This window comes from Vreelandella aquamarina (assembly GCF_044805175.1).
Taxonomy (GTDB): domain Bacteria; phylum Pseudomonadota; class Gammaproteobacteria; order Pseudomonadales; family Halomonadaceae; genus Vreelandella; species Vreelandella aquamarina_B.
Window position 1 is genome coordinate 910,981 of the sequence record NZ_CP085232.1, and the last position, 19,416, is coordinate 930,396.

Consider the following 19,416-nt stretch of genomic DNA (forward strand, 5'->3'; position numbering starts at 1 on the left):
AAAGACACCGTGCGGTGTAAAGGGAGAATCGCTTGAAAGTAAATAAGGCGGTAGACAAGCGAACGCAGCGACAGTCGCGCCAGTCACCATCTAGCTCTAATTCATCGAAGCGGGTTAACGCCGCAAAGGATAAGGCGCGCCGGTTTGGCCTGCGCCTGCAAGGGGCCGCCCGCGAAGGGGTGGTGGTGGTGATGCTAGCGCTCTGTGTGTTTTTATTATTGGCGCTATTTAGCTATCACCCAGCCGACCCGGGGTGGTCATATCAAGGGCCTGAAACCGACGTACGCAACTGGATGGGGCCGGTCGGCGCCTGGCTTGCCGATGTGCTCTATTCGCTACTCGGGGCAAGCGCCCTATGGTGGCCAGGCATGTTCGGTTACGCAGCCTGGTGGTTGATGCGTTCACGCCAGGTACGCTTTGAGTTAGACCCCATTGCCATTGCCGTGCGGGCAGGCGGGTTAGTGCTGCTAATGTTCGGCACGACCATGCTAGGCGCACTGCACTTTTATCACCCCGACAGCATTTTGCCTTATGCCTCGGGAGGCATTTTAGGCGAAGGGCTTGTCGGAACGTTGAAGCCGCTAGTAAGCAGTGGCGGCGTAGGCCTTATTGCCGCCGCACTGCTACTGATTGGCTTCCCTCTGTTCAGCGGTATGTCGTGGCTGCAGGTGGCCGACGAAATTGGCAGAAGGCTATGCCGCATCGGTGGGTGGTTCAGCGCTCGCCGCGCTAAAAAACGCGAAAAACGTGCCGAACGTGCCGCCGTCAGGGCAGCCGCCAAAGCGGCCTCCAAGAAAGTGAAGCAGCGCTCCTGGGCCGAGCCTAGCGATATCAGCACCGACCCGGTAGAGAGCGAAGAGGATACGCCAGCCGTTAGCAAAGCCGCCCGTGCCAACGAAACAGTGGCACAGCAGGATCACGAGGCGGAAGGTGAGCGCGCACCGTCAGGGCGTCGTGAGCGGCGTGAACCCAGCTTCTCGGCGCCGGAAGAAGTGCGTGAAGGGGGGCTGGAGTCGTCGGAGACGGATACCTCCATTCCCTGGGAGGCTGCCGCCATATTGGGCGAGCGTCATGAGACGCAGCCCCGTAGCGCGACGGAGGCGGGGGTGGCCGAGCCAGAAGCGACTCCGTCAGCGCCTGCCAAGACGCAGGCGCCGGAAGCACCCAGCGAACCGCTAATGCCACTATCCGCTAAAGAGCCTGAGCCAGCGCAAGAGCCAGAGTCGGCAGCCGAGGAAGTGCCAGCGCCTAAGCCTGCAACACCAGTGCCAGCTGAAACCCCCGAGCCGGTGCCTACCAATGAGCCTACCAAGGAATTGAGTAGCGATAAGCCGCAGCGGGTTGAAGATGAGCAGGAGCGTGAGCCCTATGCAGCTTCTGTGCCGCTGCGTGCAACGCGCGATGAGCGGGAACAGGAAACTACTGAGCCATCGGCCTCCGCCGCGTTTACCAGCCGCCCAGAGCCGGAACCGGAACCTGCTGAGCCGCTGCCGCCACGCAGCGACGAGCGCCAACCGACCTACCAAGCGCCCCCCATAACGGCCGAGCCGCGCCGGGAACGTGTGCCGGAAGTGGTGCCTGAACCGGTGTGGGACGAGGATGACGACGAGTTGCCCGTCAGGCCCATTGCGCCTGTGTCTGCCAGCTCTCGCCATGAGCCAACGTTCTCGACCGAGCCAGTAGAAGAAGAGGCAGAGAGCGGCCCTACGCTCTGGACGGTGGAGCACCTGCAGAGCCAGCGCCCGGCGTTTGAAACACTGCCGGAGCCGGAAGGCGAAGTGCCCAGCTTGCAGCTACTCACGCCGCCGGAGCCGCATCAGCCGAACTATACCGATGAGCAGCTCGCCGATATGGCAGAACTACTGGAAGTGCGGCTGCGGGAGTACGGTGTTAAAGCCGAGGTGGTGGATACCTGGCCTGGTCCGGTAATTACACGCTTCGAGATCAAGCCCGCCGCCGGGGTGAAAGTTTCTAAGATCAGCAATTTGGCAAAAGACCTTGCCCGCTCGCTGATGGTGAAAAGCGTTCGCGTAGTCGAGGTCATCCCTGGGCGGCCCACGGTGGGTATTGAAATTCCTAACCCCCACCGCGCGATGATTCGCCTGCGAGAAGTGATCGACTCCGACCGCTACCAGCAGGAGAGCTCGCCGCTGACGATGGCGCTGGGCCAGGACATTGGCGGCGGCCCGGTGGTCGCGAACCTGGGCAAAATGCCCCACCTGCTAGTGGCAGGTACTACCGGTTCGGGTAAGTCGGTGGGGGTTAACGCGATGCTGATCTCCATGCTGCTGAAGGCCAAGCCCGATGAGCTCAAGCTGATCATGGTCGACCCCAAGATGCTGGAGCTATCGGTGTATGACGGCATACCGCACCTGCTGGCGCCGGTGGTCACCGATATGAAAGAGGCGGCCAACAGCCTGCGTTGGTGCGTGGCGGAAATGGAGCGCCGCTATAAACTGATGGCGGCGATGGGGGTGCGTAATATTGCCGGTTTTAACGCTCGCCTCGATGAAGCCGAACGCGCTGGTGCCCAGGTGGCCGACCCATTATGGGAGCCGCAGCCCTGGGAGATGCACCAAACGCCACCGGTGTTGGAGAAGCTGCCCTATATCGTGGTGGTCATCGATGAGTTTGCCGATATGTTTATGATCGTCGGCAAAAAGGTCGAAGAGCTGATTGCACGTCTGGCACAAAAAGCGCGGGCTGCCGGTATTCACCTGATTCTTGCCACCCAGCGCCCGTCGGTGGATGTGGTGACTGGCTTGATCAAGGCGAACATCCCTTCGCGGATGGCCTTCCAGGTCTCCTCGCGGATCGATTCGCGCACCATTCTAGACCAAGGGGGTGCCGAGAGCCTGCTGGGCCACGGGGATATGCTCTACCTGCCCGCCGGTTCCGGGCCGCCCAACCGGGTGCACGGTGCTTTTGTGGACGATGATGAAGTCCACCGCGTCGTCGATGACTGGAAACGTCGCGGCGAGCCTGAGTACATCGAAGAGATTCTGTCCGGCGGTGTCTCGGCGGATGCACTGACCGGGCTTGAAGCGGAAGGCGTCGATGGCGACGATGCTGAGCAGGATGCGCTCTACGATGAAGCGGTGCAGTTTGTCACCGAAACCCGTAAGGCTTCGATCTCTGCCGTACAGCGGCGCTTCAAAATTGGCTACAACCGCGCGGCAAGGTTGGTTGAAGCTATGGAGGGTGCAGGCGTTGTCTCCTCCATGGGCACCAACGGTGCCCGCGAAGTGCTGGCACCGCCGCCGGTGGGCCACTAAACGTGCCTCTACCAATCATGCAATAAGCGTGAAAGTCGCGCCGCAGGCGAAACCCTGCGGCGCTTTTTGCGTCTGAGAGGCACACGGAACGTCTTTACGCTCCTTGCCTCGTCCGCTATTCGGCAATGAATGCCTAGGGAGAAAGAACATGCGCGAACCCTCTAACCGTCGCTCACCTGCGTTGGTACTTGCCGCCAGTGCGCTCGGGTTAACCTTTGCTGCACCGATGACAGCGTGGGCCAACGAGGCCGCAGAACAGCTCACCGAGCGCCTGGACCCTCTGGAAAACTACCACGCGACCTTTGAGCAGCAAATTCTGGACGGTGGCGGTGAACGCCTGCAAAGCGCCCGTGGGGAAATGTGGCTATCGCGCCCTGGTATGCTGCGTTGGGAAGTCGAAGCGCCCTATTCGCAAACCGTGGTCTCTGATGGCGAGGATGTCTACCTTTACGATCCAGACCTTGAGCAAGTCACCGTGCAAGCGATGGATGACCGTGTTACCCACACGCCCGCGCTGCTGCTCTCGGGGAGCGCCGATGAGCTAACCGCCAGTTACGATGTGTTTTACGAGCAGCAGGACGGCGATGATGTCTTTACGCTGATTCCTACGCTGGCGGATACGCTGTTTGAAGAGCTGAGCATGGTCTTTGAAGGCCAGACCCTGACCGAGCTGTGGATGATGGACAGCACCGGCCAGCGCACCGCCATCACCTTCAGCGACATTACTCGCAATGGCAGCATTGATCGTGGCCTATTTGATTTCCAGATTCCTGAAGGCACCGATGTTATCCGCGAAGAGCTTTAACTCTCCTATGGTTACTTCACCGTGTTAATGCAGTTTATCAGGCGCCTTAGGGTGCCTGATCTGCTTCCTGGTCGCGGTTTTCCCGCCAGGCCATGATTTCCCCAAACCGCTTCTCCTGGCCAAACGGGCTGGGCTCGTAAAATCGTGTTTTAGGCACTTCCTCAGGCCAGCAGTCGTGAGCGCTGCCCGCTGGGTAGCCTTCCGGCTCGTTGTGGGCATAGCGGTAGCCTTCGCCGTGGCCTAACTGCTCCATTAGCTTGGTAGGGGCATTACGCAGGTAGGTGGGTACCTCCACCTGGGGCTGCTGCTGGACAAACTGCTGGGCGCTTTTCCAGGCGCGGTCAATGCGGTTACTTTTAGGTGCCACTGCCAAGTGGATCGCCGCATGGGCAATCGCCCGCTGGCCCTCATAATCGCCCAGGCGCAAATAGGCATCCCAAGCGGCGATGACGAGCGGCAGGGCGCGCGGGTCGGCATTGCCCACGTCTTCCGAGGCAATGGCGGTTAAGCGTCGCACGATATCCAACGGGTCGCCGCCGCCCTGGATAAAGCGCGCCATGTACAGTAGCGCAGCGTCTGGGCGAGAGGAGCGAATCGATTTATGAATGGCGGATAGCAGGTCATAGTAAGCATCGCCCTGCTTATCAAACGCGCTGGTCTGATGACCGATAACATCCGCCAGTACCGCTTCGCACAGCACTTCGCGGCCATTGTGCTGTTCGGTAAAGTCACAGGCGGTTTCCAGTAGCCCCAAGGCCCGTCGTGCATCCCCCGCGCTGGCGTGGGCAAGGGCCTCCAGCACCCCAGGCTCCACATCGATAGCCCGTTTGCCTAGCCCGCGTTGGATATTAGTCAGCGCTTGCTCCATTACCTGGATAAGCTCTTGCCGGGTCAGTGGTTTTAGCACATAGACCCGTGCGCGGGAGAGCAACGCCGAATTCACCTCGAACGAGGGGTTTTCAGTGGTGGCACCAATCAGCGTTAACAGGCCGGACTCCACATGGGGCAGCAGTGCATCCTGCTGGCTCTTGTTCAAACGGTGAATCTCATCTAAAAAGAGAAGCGTGGGAGAAGTGCGCTGTCGGGCGCGCTCCACTACCGAACGAATCTCTTTTACGCCAGCCATCACTGCGCTTAGCTGCTCAAGATGGGTATCCGATGCGCGAGCCAGTAGCTCCGCCAAGGTGGTTTTGCCTACCCCTGGCGGCCCCCACAGAATCATTGAGCGCACCACGCCCGACTCCGCCATGCGGCGCAGCGGCTTATCCGGCCCTACCAGTGCCTGTTGGCCAATATACTCATCCAGCGTTAACGGGCGCATACGAAAGGCCAGCGGGGCGTCTTCACCTGGAGTGGCTTCAAAAAGATCCATATAAACTTCCGTTGTAAATCGGGGCGTTGAACAACTAACGCTTAATAAGTGTCTGTGGTAAATAGGGTAACGTCAGACTACCTTGTGGCATAACGATAAGAAGCGCCCACCAGCGTTAGTCATCATAGAGGCGCAAGGCAAGGATTAACGCTAGTGTAGTAGAACCCAGCTCATGATCGCGTGCCTAATGCTCTGTAGGGAGAGCGGCAGGCATGACACTTACGAAGGAGACGGCACGATGTTAAACCAATTGCGTCTAGATCATGCCAACATGGCGCGAATGCTCCATGTGCTGCAGTTAAAGCATAAAACCTTGGCCAAAGGTGAGCGGCCTGACTTTCAGCTGATGCGTGAGGTAGTCGATTACATTTTGTCCTACATGGATGGTTTTGCTACTCCTCTTGAGCGAATCTGTGTTGAACGGCTCAAAACTCAGGCGCCGGAGCATCTTCCGCTGATGGAGCAAATGGCGAGCGACTATCGCGAGCTAAAGCCGCGCTTAATGCGTCTGTCCCAGGATATCGACATGATCCTGATGGATAACATCCTGCCCATGGATCGTTTCGCGGATGATTTAAAAGCATACCTGGAAGCCCACCGGGGCTATCTGCGCCACGAGCGGGAGGGGCTTTTCCCGCTGATTGACAAGCACTTCAACGAAGAGGATATGGAGGAGCTGCGCCAAGCGCTGCCCGAAGGCGCTGAAAAAGAGCTGGAGCGCCTGCAAATGGCCTATCCAGAGCTATACGCTGAACTGTGCGGTGCCGAGGTTCCAGTGCTATAGCGCTTTCCTGCCACTCTTTCAAACGTGAACCCTTTTGAGCCTAACGGGGCGTGTTAAACTAACGCCCCGTTTTTATGGGCGGCTGGCGGGGAGTGAAGCACAGGGCCAGCCTAAGCAGTGCGGGTATTAACGCCTTGGTTTCAAGAGCTCTGGTTTCAAGAACGCTGGTTTTAATAGCGTGGGTTTCAATATAACGGACTGGGTAGGTGGGGGTAATGTCAGGGCCTATACTGATTTTTGATTCCGGCGTGGGCGGGCTATCCGTGGCCCATGCGCTGCGCCAGCACTATCCAGCCGCCGCCCTGTGTTACGCCTGTGACAATGCTTGGCTACCCTATGGCCTGCGCGATGATGCAACCCTCGCCAAGCGCATTGTGAAGGTGTGCCGGGCAGCGGTTGAAGCCTGCCAAGCCAGCGCACTGGTAGTGGCCTGTAATACCGCCAGTACGCTGGCCCTGGAAGGGCTGCGCCAAGCGCTGGCGATTCCCGTGATTGGCACCGTACCCGCGATTAAACCGGCAGCGCTGATGAGCACATCGCGCCATATTGGCCTGTTAGCCACCACCGCCACGGTGAACCGCCCCTATACCCAAGGGTTAATCGACAGTTTTGCCAGCGACTGCGTGGTGACCAAAATAGCGGCCGATGCCCTGGTCACTGAAGCCGAAGCGTGGCTGGCTGGGGCACCGCTGAACGCACCGCGCATTCAGCAGGCGCTGGCGCCGCTATGGCAAGCCACCCAGAAGAGCCCCGCGCTGGATACCGTCGTACTTGGCTGCACCCACTTTCCGCTGCTGCAGCCGCTGCTGGTCACGCTCGCCCCAACTCCCATCGCCTGGGTGGATTCCGGCGATGCCATTGCCCGCCGGGTTGGGCAAGTGGCGGTCACGCTAGTCAGCAGCACCCACGATGGCCGCTGCTTTACTACCGCGCCCGCCCAAGCGCTGGCCGATGGTTTCGCCCGCTACGGCTTTCACGCACCACAGCCGCTCGCACTGCCCGATGCCTGCTAGGCAGCCGGTGCATAAAACGTTTTTTCCAATGTTAATACTGAGTGATGAGGAGCCACCTTGGCGATCCCTACGGTAGATCCAGCACGCTACGACGAGCAGCTAGCTGATAAAAAAGCTTATGTAGAACGTACCTTTGCAGCGTTCGATACGCCGACGCTGGAGGTGTATCCCTCACCGCCTAGCCACTATCGCCAGCGCTGCGAGTTTCGTATTTGGCACGAAGAGGATGACCTGTTCTATGCCATGTTCGAGGTCGACCCAGAGAACCCCAAGAACAAGCGAGTGGTGCGTCTGGACCAGTTTCCTGTCGCCAGCGCTCAGATCAACGAGCTGATGCCCAAGCTGCGGGAGGCCTTTCTCGCCAGCGATGAGCTGCGCCGCCGCCTTTTCCAGGTGGAGTTTTTAACCACGCTCTCCGGGGAAGCGCTGGTCACGCTGATTTATCACCGCCCGCTGGGCGATGCCTGGGAAGCCGAAGCCCGCGCTTTGGAAAGTGCCCTGGGCATTATGATTATCGGCCGCTCCCGCAAGCAGCGCCTGGTGCTTACCCGCGATCACGTGTGGGAGCGTTTAACGGTGGATGGCCGCACGCTGCACTACCAGCAGGTAGAAAACAGCTTTACCCAACCCAACGCCCACATTTGCCAAACCATGCTGGGGTGGGCCAAAGAGGCCACACAAGGCCGCCAGGCAGAGGATCTCGTAGAGCTGTATTGCGGTAACGGCAACTTTACGATTGCCCTGGCCGAGAACTTTCGCCGTGTGCTGGCCACCGAGATTTCGCGCACTTCGGTGGCTAGCGCTAACGTCAATCTCGAAGCCAACGGCGTCACCAATGCCCACGTGGCGCGCATGTCGGCGGAAGAGTTTGCCCAGGCGCTGAAAGGCGAAAAGGCGGGCCGTCGAGTAGCCGAGATGGCGCTGGAGGAGTACGACTTCTCCACCGTGCTGGTAGACCCACCCCGGGCAGGGCTGGATGAGCAAAGCTGCCATCAAATCAGCGAATACGCTCAAATCGTCTATATTTCATGCAACCCGGCCACGCTTGCCGAAAACTTAACGCTATTAACCAACACTCATGTCATTGAACGGTTTGCGCTATTTGACCAGTTCCCGTTTACTGACCACTGTGAATGTGGTGTGTTGCTAACCCGGCGCCAGCCGTAACAGCATATAAGCGGCTGGCACTCAGGCCATGTCAATAGTGCTTACGATGCACAAGCGGCATACACCATGAATAACCTGTCAGATGGTTAGGGTGGCGGTCATGGGTAGCGTAAGCTAACGGGTAGTTGGCCTAAAGGCCTATTGTCCTTCGTTTTTTTGGCCTAAGTAGTGGCCCCAGGCAGTCGAGGTGATGGATGCATTACGTTGCGATTGAAGAGAGTCGGCGGGATCTTTTAAAGCAGCTGCAAGAGCGATTGGAAGCGCGACTGGAGCCATCGCGAGCGGCCACGATTGAAGCCTTTGCGCGCCACTTTTATGCCACCGTACCGGTAGAAGACCTGATCGACCGTCGCTTGGACGACCTGTACGGCGCCACGCTCTCCATCTGGCAGTTTTTACAGCACCACGACCCCCAAAGCCCCAAGGTGCGTATCTTCAACCCGGATTTCGAAGAGCACGGTTGGCAGTCCACCCATACCTTCGTGGCGGTGCTGCATGAGGATATGCCGTTTCTGGTCGACTCGGTGCGTATTGAGCTTAACCGCCGCGGCCTAACGGTTCACGCCATACAAAATGCCGTGTTTGCCGTGGCGCGTGATAGCCAGCATCAGCTGAAGGCGCTGACCTCTCCCAAGGATGAGAACGCGCCTGATGCCCGTGAATCGCTAATCGTCATTGAAGTTGACCGCCATACCGACCCGGAGTCGCTGGCGAAAATCGAGCGCAACCTGCATGAAGTGCTGCGGGATGTACGCACTGCGGTGAATGATTTTGACGCCATGTGCGGGCAAATCACCTCCGCTATTCAAGAGCTGGAGAAAAACTGCCCGCCGCAAATCGACCCTGACGACCACGAAGAGGCCATTGCCTTCCTAGAGTGGCTGTTGAAGGATAACTTCACCTTCCTGGGCTACGACGAGTACCTGCTGGAAGGCAATGAACTACAGCGCGACCCCAATAGCGTGCTGGGTGTGTTCCGCCTAGACCAACCGCGCTACCGCGAGCGTATCCGCACCGAAGAGGGCATCGACGAGCACGACGACTACGTGCTGGTGCCGCAACTGCTCTCGTTTGCCAAAAGCGCCCACCACTCCCGCGTGCATCGCCCCACCTATCCAGACTACATCACCGTCGACCGCTACGACGATGACGGCAACGTGATCGGTGAGCGCCGCTTCTTTGGTCTGTTTACTGCCACGGTGTACAACGAGTCGCCGCGCAACATTCCGCTGCTGCGCCGCAAGCTCAAGGCTGTGATGGATATTGCTGGCTTCAACCCCCAGGGCCACAACGGCAAGCAGCTGCTGCAGGTGTTGGAAGTCTACCCCCGCGATGACCTGTTCCAGATCAGCACGGAATCCCTGGCCAGCACCGCGTTGGGTATTCTCAATATTCGTGAACGCCGCCAGGTGCGCCTGTTTATCCGCGCCGATGTCAGCGGTAAGTTCTACTCCTGCCTGGTGTTTGTGCCGCGGGATGTATTCTCCACCGATCTGCGCCAGCGTATCCAGACGATGCTGTGCGATGAGTTGGATGCCCACTTTGGCGACTTCAATACCTACTTATCCGAGTCGGTGCTGGCGCGTATCCAGCTCATTCTACGTTTCAACGGCGATGCTCCCAGCCAGTACGACCTGAAGCGTCTGGAGAGCAAAGTCGCCCGCTTGGCGCGCAGCTGGCGCGACGAGCTGCAGGCAGCGATGATCGAAGGCTTTGGCGAAGAGCGCGCCAACCACCTGATCGACCAGTTCCACGATGCGTTCTCCGCTAGCTATCGGGAGGACTTCAATGCCCGCACGGCGGTATTCGACGTTCAGCATCTGCTAACCCTGGATAGTGGCGATGACCTGTCGCTATCGCTCTACCGCCCGCTGGAAGAACAGGCGGGCGGCATGAACCTGAAGCTATACCATCGTGAGTCGCAAATCCCACTCTCCGACGTGCTGCCGATGATGGAGAACCTCGGCCTGCGCGTGATTGGTGAGCGCCCTTACGATATCAACGCGCCGCAGCAGCGCTACTGGATTCACGACTTTGAGCTGGAGCACAGCCGCGAAGGCGTTAACCTTAGCGAAATGCGCGATACCTTCAGCGAGGCATTCAAGCGTATTTGGGCAGGCGAGGCCGATAACGACGCCTTTAACCGCCTGATTATCGGCGCGGGCCTGGATTGGCGCGAAGTGGCCATGCTGCGCGGCTATGCCCGCTATTTGAAGCAGATCCGCTTCGGCATGTCCCAGGACTACATCGCCGCGACCCTGGCCAACTACCCGGCCATCACCCAAGCCCTGGTGGAGCTGTTCCGCCTACGCTTCGACCCGGAGCAGCAGCCCGGCAGCCTAGATGACTGCCTGGCGCGCTTGAACGAGCATCTGGAAGGCGTTGCCAGCCTGAACGACGACCAGCTGCTGCGTCGCTTTATGGAGTTGATCCAGGCGACCCTTCGCACCAACTACTACCAGACAACCGACGATGGGCGCTTCAAAGATTACATCGCCTACAAGCTAGAGCCGTCGAAAGTAACGGGTATGCCCAAACCGCGACCGGCATTCGAGATCTTTGTCTGCTCGCCGCGAATGGAAGGTGTTCACCTGCGCGGCGGTAAAGTGGCGCGGGGCGGCCTGCGCTGGTCGGACCGCCTTGAAGACTTCCGTACCGAAGTGCTGGGCCTCGTGAAAGCGCAGCAGGTGAAAAACGCGGTGATCGTGCCGGTGGGGGCGAAGGGCGGTTTTGTGTGCAAGCGTATGCCGGAAAACGCCGACCGCGAAACCCAGCAGAAAGAGGGCATTGCCTGTTATCAAATCTTTATTCGCGCGCTGCTGGATGTCACCGACAACCTGGTAGGTGGCGACGTGGTACCGCCGCAAAACGTTGTGCGCCATGACGATGACGACACCTACCTAGTCGTTGCCGCCGATAAAGGCACCGCGACGTTCTCGGATATCGCCAACGCGATTTCTATTGAGTATGGCCACTGGCTGGGGGATGCCTTTGCCTCTGGCGGGGCGAACGGCTACGACCACAAGAAGATGGCGATTACCGCCCGCGGTGCCTGGGAGTCTGTGAAGCGCCACTTCCGCAATTTGGGCGTGAACACCCAGGAAGACCTGTTCACCGTGGTGGGCATTGGCGATATGGCGGGGGACGTGTTTGGTAACGGTATGCTGCTCTCCGACAAGATTCAGCTGGTGGGTGCCTTCAACCACCTGCACATCTTCGTCGACCCGAACCCGGATGCCGCGGCGGCCTTTGCCGAGCGTAAGCGCCTGTTTGATCTACCCCGCTCTAGCTGGGAAGACTACAGCAGCGAGCTGATTTCCCAGGGGGGCGGCGTTTTCAGCCGCAGCGCCAAATCGATCACCATCACCCCTGAAATGCAGCAGGTGTTTGGCATCGAAGAGGCGCGCCTGTCGCCCAATGACTTGATTCGCGCCATGCTCAAGGCGAAAGTGGATCTGATCTGGAACGGCGGTATCGGTACCTATGTAAAAAGCTCCGAGGAGACCGATGCGGATGTGGGCGATAAAGCCAACGACGCACTACGCATCAACGGTAAAGAGCTGAACTGCCGTGTGGTTGGCGAGGGCGGCAACCTAGGCTTGACCCAGCGTGGCCGGATGGAAGCCGCCGCCAACGGCGTGCGCGTTTACACCGACTTTATCGACAACGCAGGCGGTGTGAACTGCTCCGACCACGAGGTCAATATCAAGATCTTGATCGATGAAGTGGTCAAGCGTGGTGATATGACCGACAAGCAGCGTAACCAGCTGCTGGCAGACATGACCGAAGAGGTCGCCGACCTGGTCATCCTGGATAACTACCGCCAGACCCAGGCGCTGGATCTATCGGAAATTCTTTCCCACCAGGGCATGGGGCCGTACCGCCGCTTTATCAGCGAGCTGGAGTCCGTCGGTCAAATCGACCGCGAGCTGGAGTTCCTGCCCGCCGATGACGTGCTCAAAGAGCGCGCCAGCAGCAATCAGGGAATGCATCTGCCAGAGCTGTCGGTACTGATCTCCTACGCTAAGAGCACCCTGAAAGGCGACTTGATCAACTCCGACGTGCCGGACGATCTGTATATTCACCGTCACTTGGAGCGCCTGTTCCCAGCGGTGCTTACTGAGCGTTACCAGAGCGAGATGTACGACCACCGCCTGAAGCGTGAGATTGTTGCCACCCAGGTGGCCAACGACCTTGTCGATCATATGGGGATCGTGTTTGTACGCCGCTTGATGGACTCCACCGGTGCTGGCCGTGCGGATATCGCCCGCGCCTACGTCGTCGCCCGCGACGCCTTCAATCTGCCTGCGCTGTGGGCGCAGATCGAAGCGTTGGATAATCAGGTGCCCAGCCGCGTGCAGTACTCCATGATGCTGGACCTGATGCGTATGGTCCGCCGCGCCACGCGCTGGTTCCTGCGCCAGCATTTGGGTCTCTCGACCCAGGACACCATCGAGTACTTTGGCCCGCGTTTGGCGCAGCTGCAGGAGAGTATTGGCGAGCTGCTCAGCGGTGAAGAGCAGGCCGCGTGGCGCAAGCGCTGTGACGAGCTGCAAGCCGCTGGCGTGCCCGAAGCCCTGGCCGCCACCGTGGCGGCCGCACCCAGCCTTTACGCTGGCCTGGGGATCATTCAAGCGGCACGGATCACCAACGAGAAGCCCCAGCGGGTGGCCGAGGTATTCTACGAAATCGGCAGCCGCCTAGAGCTACCCTGGATGATCCAGCAGGTCACGCACCTGGAAGTACGCGACTCCTGGCAGGCTCAGGCACGGGAAACCTTCCGCGACGATATCGACCGCCAGCAGCTGGCGCTGACCACCAGCGTGCTGAAGCTGGAAGCGGGCAGCCGCGATACTCAGGAGCGAGTGGCGCAGTGGCTGGAGCAGCACGCCGAGCTGCACCGCCGCTGGTGCCGCCTAATCGACGAGGTACGCAGCGGTAGCGAAGGCGGTTTCGCGCTGTTCGCCGTCGCGGTACGTGAGCTGGTAGACCTGGCCGAGAGCGATAGCGAAGCGTAAGCCGGTACGTGGTCTAAGCGAAACGCTGCGCGCTCTGCCAACAGCCGCGCCCTGGTTTGCCAGGGCGCGGCTGTTTTCATCCTGCGAACCCTGGCCGATGTGCGCTATACTTCGCCCGCCCCGCACTTCGCCCACCGCTCAGGAGAGTCTTGCCGATGTACCCAATTGCCCGCTCGCTGCTGTTCCGCCTGGACCCCGAAACCACCCACGGCATGGCGCTAAACGCGCTTGACGCGCTGCATAAGGTGGGCGGCATTCGGCGCGTGTATGGCGAGCCGGTGAGCGATCCGGTCGACCTCATGGGGCTGCGTTTCCCTAACCGGGTGGGGCTGGCCGCCGGGCTGGACAAAAACGCCGACCACCTCGATGCCCTGGGCGAACTGGGGTTCGGTTTTGTGGAAGTCGGCACTGTGACGCCGAAGGCCCAGCCAGGTAACCCCAAGCCGCGCCTATTCCGGTTAGCCGGCCACGAAGCGATCATCAACCGCTTTGGGTTCAACAACAAAGGGGTGGAGCACCTGGTCGCCCAGGTGAAAAAGCGCCACTACAACGGCATTGTCGGCATCAATATCGGCAAAAACCTGACCACCGCTGTAGAACACGCCCTGGATGACTACCTGCTGTGCCTTAACGCGGTACACGGTGCCGCAGACTACATCGCGGTGAATATCTCCTCGCCTAACACGCCAGGGCTACGCACGCTGCAGTTCGGCGAGCAGCTTGATGCGCTGTTAGGGCCTATTCGGCAAAAAAGCCGTGAGCTGGATACCCAGACCGGTCGTAAGGTGCCGCTACTGGTGAAAATCGCGCCGGATATGAGCGAAGAAGAGGTGGCGCTTGTGGCAGGCAGTATTGCCCGTAATGAGCTGGATGGCGTAATCGCCACCAATACCACCGTTTCTCGGGAAGCGGTAAAAGATGATCCGCAGGCCCAAGAGGCGGGCGGGCTTTCCGGTAAGCCGGTATTTGAGGCCTCCAATACAGTGATTCGTCTATTGCGCGCTCACCTTCCCACGCTGCCGATTATTGGGGTAGGCGGTATTGATAGCGGTGAAGCGGCCAAGGCGAAAATGGCCGCCGGTGCGGACTTGGTGCAGCTCTATTCGGGCTTGATTTACCAAGGGCCTGCGCTGGCGAAACAGTGTGCACAGGCGCTTAAGCAGAGCGCTTGAAGCGGCTGGCGGTGTGGCAATAAAAAGCCCGCCTGGCAGCGGGCTCCGTTCTCCAAATGTTTGGGTAAAAAAGGTAAATAAACTAGGTCATGACCATGGGGTTTTTATGGATACCGGAAACGCCGGTCATCCCATCCCACTGGTCGCCGCGACCTTCACGCCAACCGCTCATCCAATACTCGCGTAAATTGACATCTTGACTGGGGCAATCATCACGGGAGCGACCCGTAATGCCCGCTTTGTAGCCGTGAACATAAGCCCGTTGGAAGCGATCACGTTTTTGTCGTTTCATTGGCTAACCTCTTTTCATGAAAGCCTTTTGATAAGAAGCAGGGCGTAGGGCAGCGTGGTATCAAACATGCCTGTAAAGGCGTGCCTTACCATCGGTTGCCAACTCTGCTTCGAGAGGTGACTTCAAGTTCAAGAGTGGATTGCAACTTCTGCGCTAATGCCTAGCACTCACGTGCTGAACGGGCGAAGCGGCGAATCCAAACAAGCCATAGGTCATTATCGGTGTTATGAAACATGCACAATAAAGACCCAGACAAGCAACGCATGCGTTTTTAGTAGCTACCCTCTTATTGTTAGACCATGATGGGGTCACTTGTCGACCATCAAATTGTCATAATACGTAAATTCATTTGCCATATATAGGAATATCGCGCGGTTACGCGCGGCGATCACCATGACCGAGCTGAGCCAAACTGCCCCCCTAAACCTCCTGGCGACCTGCCCTAAAGGCATCGAAGGCCTGCTAGCGGACGAACTGACAGCCCTGGGCGCCGAACCGGGTAAAACCACCGTGGCGGGGGTGTACTTTTCCGCTGACCAAGCCACCGCCTACCGGGTGTGCTTGTGGTCGCGCCTAGCCAACCGCGTGATTCTGCTGTTAGCGCGGGAAGCGATGGTAGAGACCGCCGAGCAGGTGCGCGATGTGGTCGCGCGGATCGCCTGGAGCCAGAACCTTGCCACCGGTAAGACTTTGGCTGTGGATTTTCATGGCCGCAGCGACCACATTCGCCACACGCGGTTTGGCGCTCAAACGGTGAAAGATGGCGTAGTGGATGCGCTACAGCTTGCCGGTCAGGCGCGCCCCAATGTGGACACCAAAACCCCTGATCTGCGGATTTACGCCCACCTGCATCGGGCCAACCTGAGCCTAGGGATCGACCTTTCCGGCGAAAGCCTGCACCGCCGTGGCTACCGTCGCGATGTGGGGCACGCGCCGCTTAAAGAGAACCTGGCGGCAGCGCTGCTGGTGCGTGCAGGCTGGCCGGAGCGAGCCAAGGCGGGCGAGCCGCTGCTCGACCCGCTGTGCGGGGCGGGTACGCTGCTGATTGAAGCGGCGTTGATGGCGGCCGACCAAGCGCCTAACCTGAACCGCGAGCGGTTTGGCTTTCACGGCTGGGCAGGCCATAACGAAGCCCTGTGGCGCGAATTAAAGCGGGAAGCCGAAGCACGCGCCTCCATTGGTCGCAAACGCTGCAAAACGGTGCTTATGGGCTTCGACCAAAGCCCGGCAGCGCTTACTGCTGCGAAATCCAACGCCATGCGGGCGGGCATTCCTGCGCTGATAACGCTCCATGGTCAGAGCCTTGCCCAACTCACACGGCCAGAGTCCTTGACCGCCGAGCAGGGGCTATTGATCACCAACCCGCCCTACGGCGAGCGCTTGGGCGAGCTGCCCGAACTGGTGCGGCTCTACGCCCAGCTAGGTGAAAAAGCCAAAGCGCTGTTCCCAGGCTGGACGCTGGCGCTGTTTACCGGCAACCCGGATCTCGGCCACCGCCTTGGGCTGCGCGCCCACAAGCAGTACGCGCTAAAAAACGGAGCGCTGGATGCCAAGCTACTGCTCATGGAGATCGGCAGCGCCCGCCCTGCGCCCCAGGAGAGCGGTGAGCCGTTAGAAGCAGGTGTAGCGCCCCAGGAAAGCATCATTGCAAAACCGGCGGTGTCGGAAAATGCACAGATGTTTGCCAACCGATTGGCGAAAAACCAGAAACGTTTGAAAAAGTGGCTGAAGCAGAGCGGCGAAACCTGCTATCGCATTTACGATGCCGATATGCCCGAATACGCCCTAGCGGTGGATCGTTACGGCGACCGCGTGCATGTGCAGGAGTACGCCGCGCCCAGCTCCGTGAATCCGGCCCAGGCGCAAAAACGGCTGTTCGATGCCCTGGAAGTGCTGCCCGAGGCGCTGGGTGTCGATCCCAGCAAGATTTACGTCAAGCGCCGCGAGCGGCAAACCGGCGCGGCCCAATACCAAAAGCGTGATGCCAGCGGCGAGCGCTTTGAAGTGCAGGAGGGCAGCGCACGGCTATGGGTGAACCTGCGGGATTACCTGGATACCGGCCTGTTTCTGGATCACCGTCCGGTACGCCGGATGCTGGGCGAGATGGCGAGCGGCAAGCGCTTTCTCAACTTGTTCTGCTACACCGCCACCGCCACCGTGCAGGCGGCACTAGGCGGGGCTAGCGATAGCGTTAGCGTGGATATGTCCAACACCTACCTGGAGTGGGCGCGGGACAACTTTGCGTTGAATAAACTCGACCCCAGGCTGCATCGGGTGGTGCGGGATGACTGCTTCCGCTGGTTGGAAACCGCCAACGCGCAGTTCGACCTGATTTTTATGGACCCGCCAACCTTCTCGAACTCGAAGAAGATGCGCGACACCCTGGATGTGCAGCGCGACCACCCTCGCTTAGTGGAGCTAGCCATGGCGCGCCTTGCCCCCGGCGGTACGCTGGTGTTCTCCAACAACCAGCGGCGCTTTAAGCTGGACGAAGCACTGAGCGAGCGCTACGCGGTAGAGGAAATCACCACGCGCACCTTCGACCCGGACTTCCAGCGGCGCACCAATCTGCATCACGTATTTTTGCTGCGTCACTCTTCCTGAACCGCTCCTCTTGAGCCGATAGAGAGCAAGGCGATGATTGAACTATCGATTTACACGACACTAGGGTGCCATCTGTGCGCCCAGCTAGAGGCGCTGGTGGCGACGCTTGCCAACCAAGAGGTGAGGCTGCACCACATCGAGATTAGCGATGACGACGCCCTGGTGGAGCGCTACGGCACACGGATTCCGGTGCTGGTGGATGGCGAAGGGGTAGAATTGGATCGCGGCTTTGATATGGCGCGATTAAGCGGATGGCTAAGCGAGCGGGGATGGCTGGACGAGGCGGCGCTGGCCGCGCTTACCACGCCGCCGGAACAAGCGCCGCCGGTGGGTGCGCACCAGCGCAACGGGCGGCGCTTTTTGGGCTAGCCTAGCGATGTTCAGGATGCTCAGAGCGCGTCTAGCAGCGACAGCTGGCGCATGGCCTCCTGGCCTTCCGGCGTGTGGTCGGCGGCTTCCAGCACCTTACGGAACCCGCGGGAGGATTGAATCGTCGCTTCATCCTCCAGCCACATCTGCGCTTGCTCCAGGGTATCCGCCAACTGGTGTTTTAGCCCGCCAAACTGGGTGCCGATTTGCCCCCAGGCGCGGCTAAAAATCCAGTCGCCGAACATATCCTGGTGAATATGCACCAACACATAGTCATGGTCGGTTTCCCAGCGTACGATCACACCCATCTCCTTAACCACTGCTTGATCACGCCTGCATAGAAAGCCATTGCGGGCGTATTGTAAAGCCCGGATACCAAAACGCCTATGAAACTTGTTATCGACGCTCATATCCCCGCCGCCGACGCCTGTTTTGGGGGCATGGGCACGTTGCACCGCCTGCCGGGCCGCGAGATCAGCGCGGCTGACCTCCAAGATGCCGATGCGCTGATGGTACGCTCGATCACCCAGGTAAACCGCGCTCTGCTGGCGAACAGCGCGGTACGTTTTGTGGGTACCTGCACCATTGGCACCGACCACATTGATCTCGATTATCTCAAAGAGCGCGATATTGGCTTTGCCAGTGCGCCGGGCTGTAATGCGGAAGCGGTGGTGGACTATGTGCTTAGCAGCCTGCTGACGGTGAGCGAGCGAGAAGGTTGGCCGCTGCTGGAGCGAACCGTGGGTATCGTCGGGGCGGGCAACGTGGGTAGCCGCCTGCAGCGCCGCCTACAGGCGCTCGGGGTGGCGGTGCGGGTGTGCGACCCACCCAGGGCGGAACAAGAGGGCGCCAGTGGCTTTGCATCACTCGATACGCTGATTGATGAGTGCGACGTGATTTGCCTGCACACCCCACTAGTGAAAGATGGCCCTCACGCCACCTATCAACTGCTTAACGCTCAGCGTATCAACGAGCTGGCCCCGGGCACGGTGCTGCTAAACGCCGGGCGAGGCGACTGCATTGATGGCCTGGCGCTGCGTAGCCGTTTGGCGGGGAAGGGTGACCTTACTGCCGTGTTGGATGTCTGGGAGGACGAGCCAGGCATTGATGCGGGGCTGCGCGACTTGGTTGCACTGGCAACGCCGCACATTGCCGGGCACAGCCTGGATGGCAAGCTGCGCGGCACCTGGATGATTCAGCAAGCGTTGGCCGAGCAGTTAAGCCAGCCCAGCGGCATGCCGTTTAGCGAGCTCTGCCCGCCGCCAGCACTGGCCACGCTAACGTTGCAGAGCGCACTGCCGGTGGAAGAGGCACTTCGGCTGTGTGTGCGGGCAGTGTATGACGTGCGCCGCGACCACGATGCGCTGCAGCGTCAGGTGATGCACCAGGGGATTGCCAAGGGCTTTGATAGCTGCCGCGCTAATTACCCGCTGCGCCGCGAGTTCGCTACGCTCACCATTTGCCTAGAGAACGACGCAGTGACGTTGCAGCCACCGCTACAGGCGGCAGGTTTTCAGGTGCGCTGCGGCTGACATACATCATGGA

At 59.6% G+C, this 19,416-nt stretch carries 13 protein-coding genes; 10 read left to right on the forward strand and 3 right to left on the reverse strand.

Features of this window, described 5'->3' with window-relative positions; genetic code table 11:
- Window positions 1-32 precede the first annotated feature (32 nt).
- Together LG300_RS04265 and lolA are read left to right on the forward strand one after the other, a co-directional pair.
- Window positions 33-3,275, forward strand: coding sequence for a DNA translocase FtsK 4TM domain-containing protein (locus LG300_RS04265; protein ID WP_404377156.1), 3,243 nt, complete (start codon window positions 33-35; stop codon window positions 3,273-3,275).
- Between the two features lie 148 nt (window positions 3,276-3,423).
- A complete protein-coding gene (gene lolA, locus LG300_RS04270) occupies window positions 3,424-4,080 on the forward strand; it encodes an outer membrane lipoprotein chaperone LolA (RefSeq protein ID WP_404377157.1) in 657 nt (218 codons plus the stop codon).
- A gap of 46 nt (window positions 4,081-4,126) precedes the next feature.
- Here the strand turns inward: lolA and LG300_RS04275 are convergent, their stop codons facing one another.
- A complete protein-coding gene (locus LG300_RS04275) occupies window positions 4,127-5,452 on the reverse strand; it encodes a replication-associated recombination protein A (protein ID WP_404377158.1) in 1,326 nt (441 codons plus the stop codon).
- A gap of 238 nt (window positions 5,453-5,690) precedes the next feature.
- Between LG300_RS04275 and LG300_RS04280 the strand changes: the two genes are divergently transcribed.
- The 5 genes from LG300_RS04280 to LG300_RS04300 all read left to right on the forward strand — a co-directional run bounded on the left by LG300_RS04280 (window position 5,691) and on the right by LG300_RS04300 (window position 14,606).
- A complete protein-coding gene (locus LG300_RS04280; protein WP_404377159.1) occupies window positions 5,691-6,236 on the forward strand; it encodes a hemerythrin domain-containing protein in 546 nt (181 codons plus the stop codon).
- Between the two features lie 215 nt (window positions 6,237-6,451).
- Window positions 6,452-7,249, forward strand: coding sequence for a glutamate racemase (gene murI, locus LG300_RS04285; protein WP_404377160.1), 798 nt, complete (start codon window positions 6,452-6,454; stop codon window positions 7,247-7,249).
- 57 nt (window positions 7,250-7,306) lie between these two features.
- The gene (trmA, locus tag LG300_RS04290) at window positions 7,307-8,416 is read left to right on the forward strand and encodes a tRNA (uridine(54)-C5)-methyltransferase TrmA (RefSeq protein ID WP_404377161.1); all 1,110 of its coding nucleotides are present in this window, start codon (window positions 7,307-7,309) and stop codon (window positions 8,414-8,416) included.
- A 194-nt stretch (window positions 8,417-8,610) separates the two neighbouring features.
- Complete coding sequence (locus tag LG300_RS04295) at window positions 8,611-13,434, forward strand: NAD-glutamate dehydrogenase (protein ID WP_404377162.1); 4,824 nt, start codon at window positions 8,611-8,613, stop codon at window positions 13,432-13,434.
- Between the two features lie 155 nt (window positions 13,435-13,589).
- Window positions 13,590-14,606 (forward strand): quinone-dependent dihydroorotate dehydrogenase, encoded by a 1,017-nt coding sequence (locus LG300_RS04300; protein ID WP_404377163.1) that lies wholly within the window; start codon window positions 13,590-13,592, stop codon window positions 14,604-14,606.
- 82 nt (window positions 14,607-14,688) lie between these two features.
- On the opposite strand, the gene rmf is transcribed toward LG300_RS04300, so the two are convergent.
- Window positions 14,689-14,898, reverse strand: coding sequence for a ribosome modulation factor (gene rmf / locus LG300_RS04305; RefSeq protein ID WP_009722578.1), 210 nt, complete (start codon window positions 14,896-14,898; stop codon window positions 14,689-14,691).
- A gap of 393 nt (window positions 14,899-15,291) precedes the next feature.
- On the opposite strand from rmf, the gene rlmKL reads away from it, so the two are divergent.
- Window positions 15,292-17,502 (forward strand): bifunctional 23S rRNA (guanine(2069)-N(7))-methyltransferase RlmK/23S rRNA (guanine(2445)-N(2))-methyltransferase RlmL, encoded by a 2,211-nt coding sequence (rlmKL, locus tag LG300_RS04310; protein ID WP_404377164.1) that lies wholly within the window; start codon window positions 15,292-15,294, stop codon window positions 17,500-17,502.
- A 33-nt stretch (window positions 17,503-17,535) separates the two neighbouring features.
- Window positions 17,536-17,871 carry a glutaredoxin family protein gene (locus LG300_RS04315; protein ID WP_404377165.1) on the forward strand — a complete coding sequence of 112 codons (336 nt, stop codon included), beginning with the start codon at window positions 17,536-17,538 and terminating at the stop codon, window positions 17,869-17,871.
- Between the two features lie 20 nt (window positions 17,872-17,891).
- On the opposite strand, the gene LG300_RS04320 is transcribed toward LG300_RS04315, so the two are convergent.
- On the reverse strand, window positions 17,892-18,173 hold the full coding sequence (locus LG300_RS04320; RefSeq protein WP_213262262.1) for a hypothetical protein: 282 nt from the start codon (window positions 18,171-18,173) through the stop codon (window positions 17,892-17,894).
- A gap of 84 nt (window positions 18,174-18,257) precedes the next feature.
- Between LG300_RS04320 and pdxB the strand changes: the two genes are divergently transcribed.
- On the forward strand, window positions 18,258-19,403 hold the full coding sequence (gene pdxB, locus LG300_RS04325) for a 4-phosphoerythronate dehydrogenase PdxB (protein WP_404377166.1): 1,146 nt from the start codon (window positions 18,258-18,260) through the stop codon (window positions 19,401-19,403).
- Window positions 19,404-19,416: the final 13 nt, after the last annotated feature.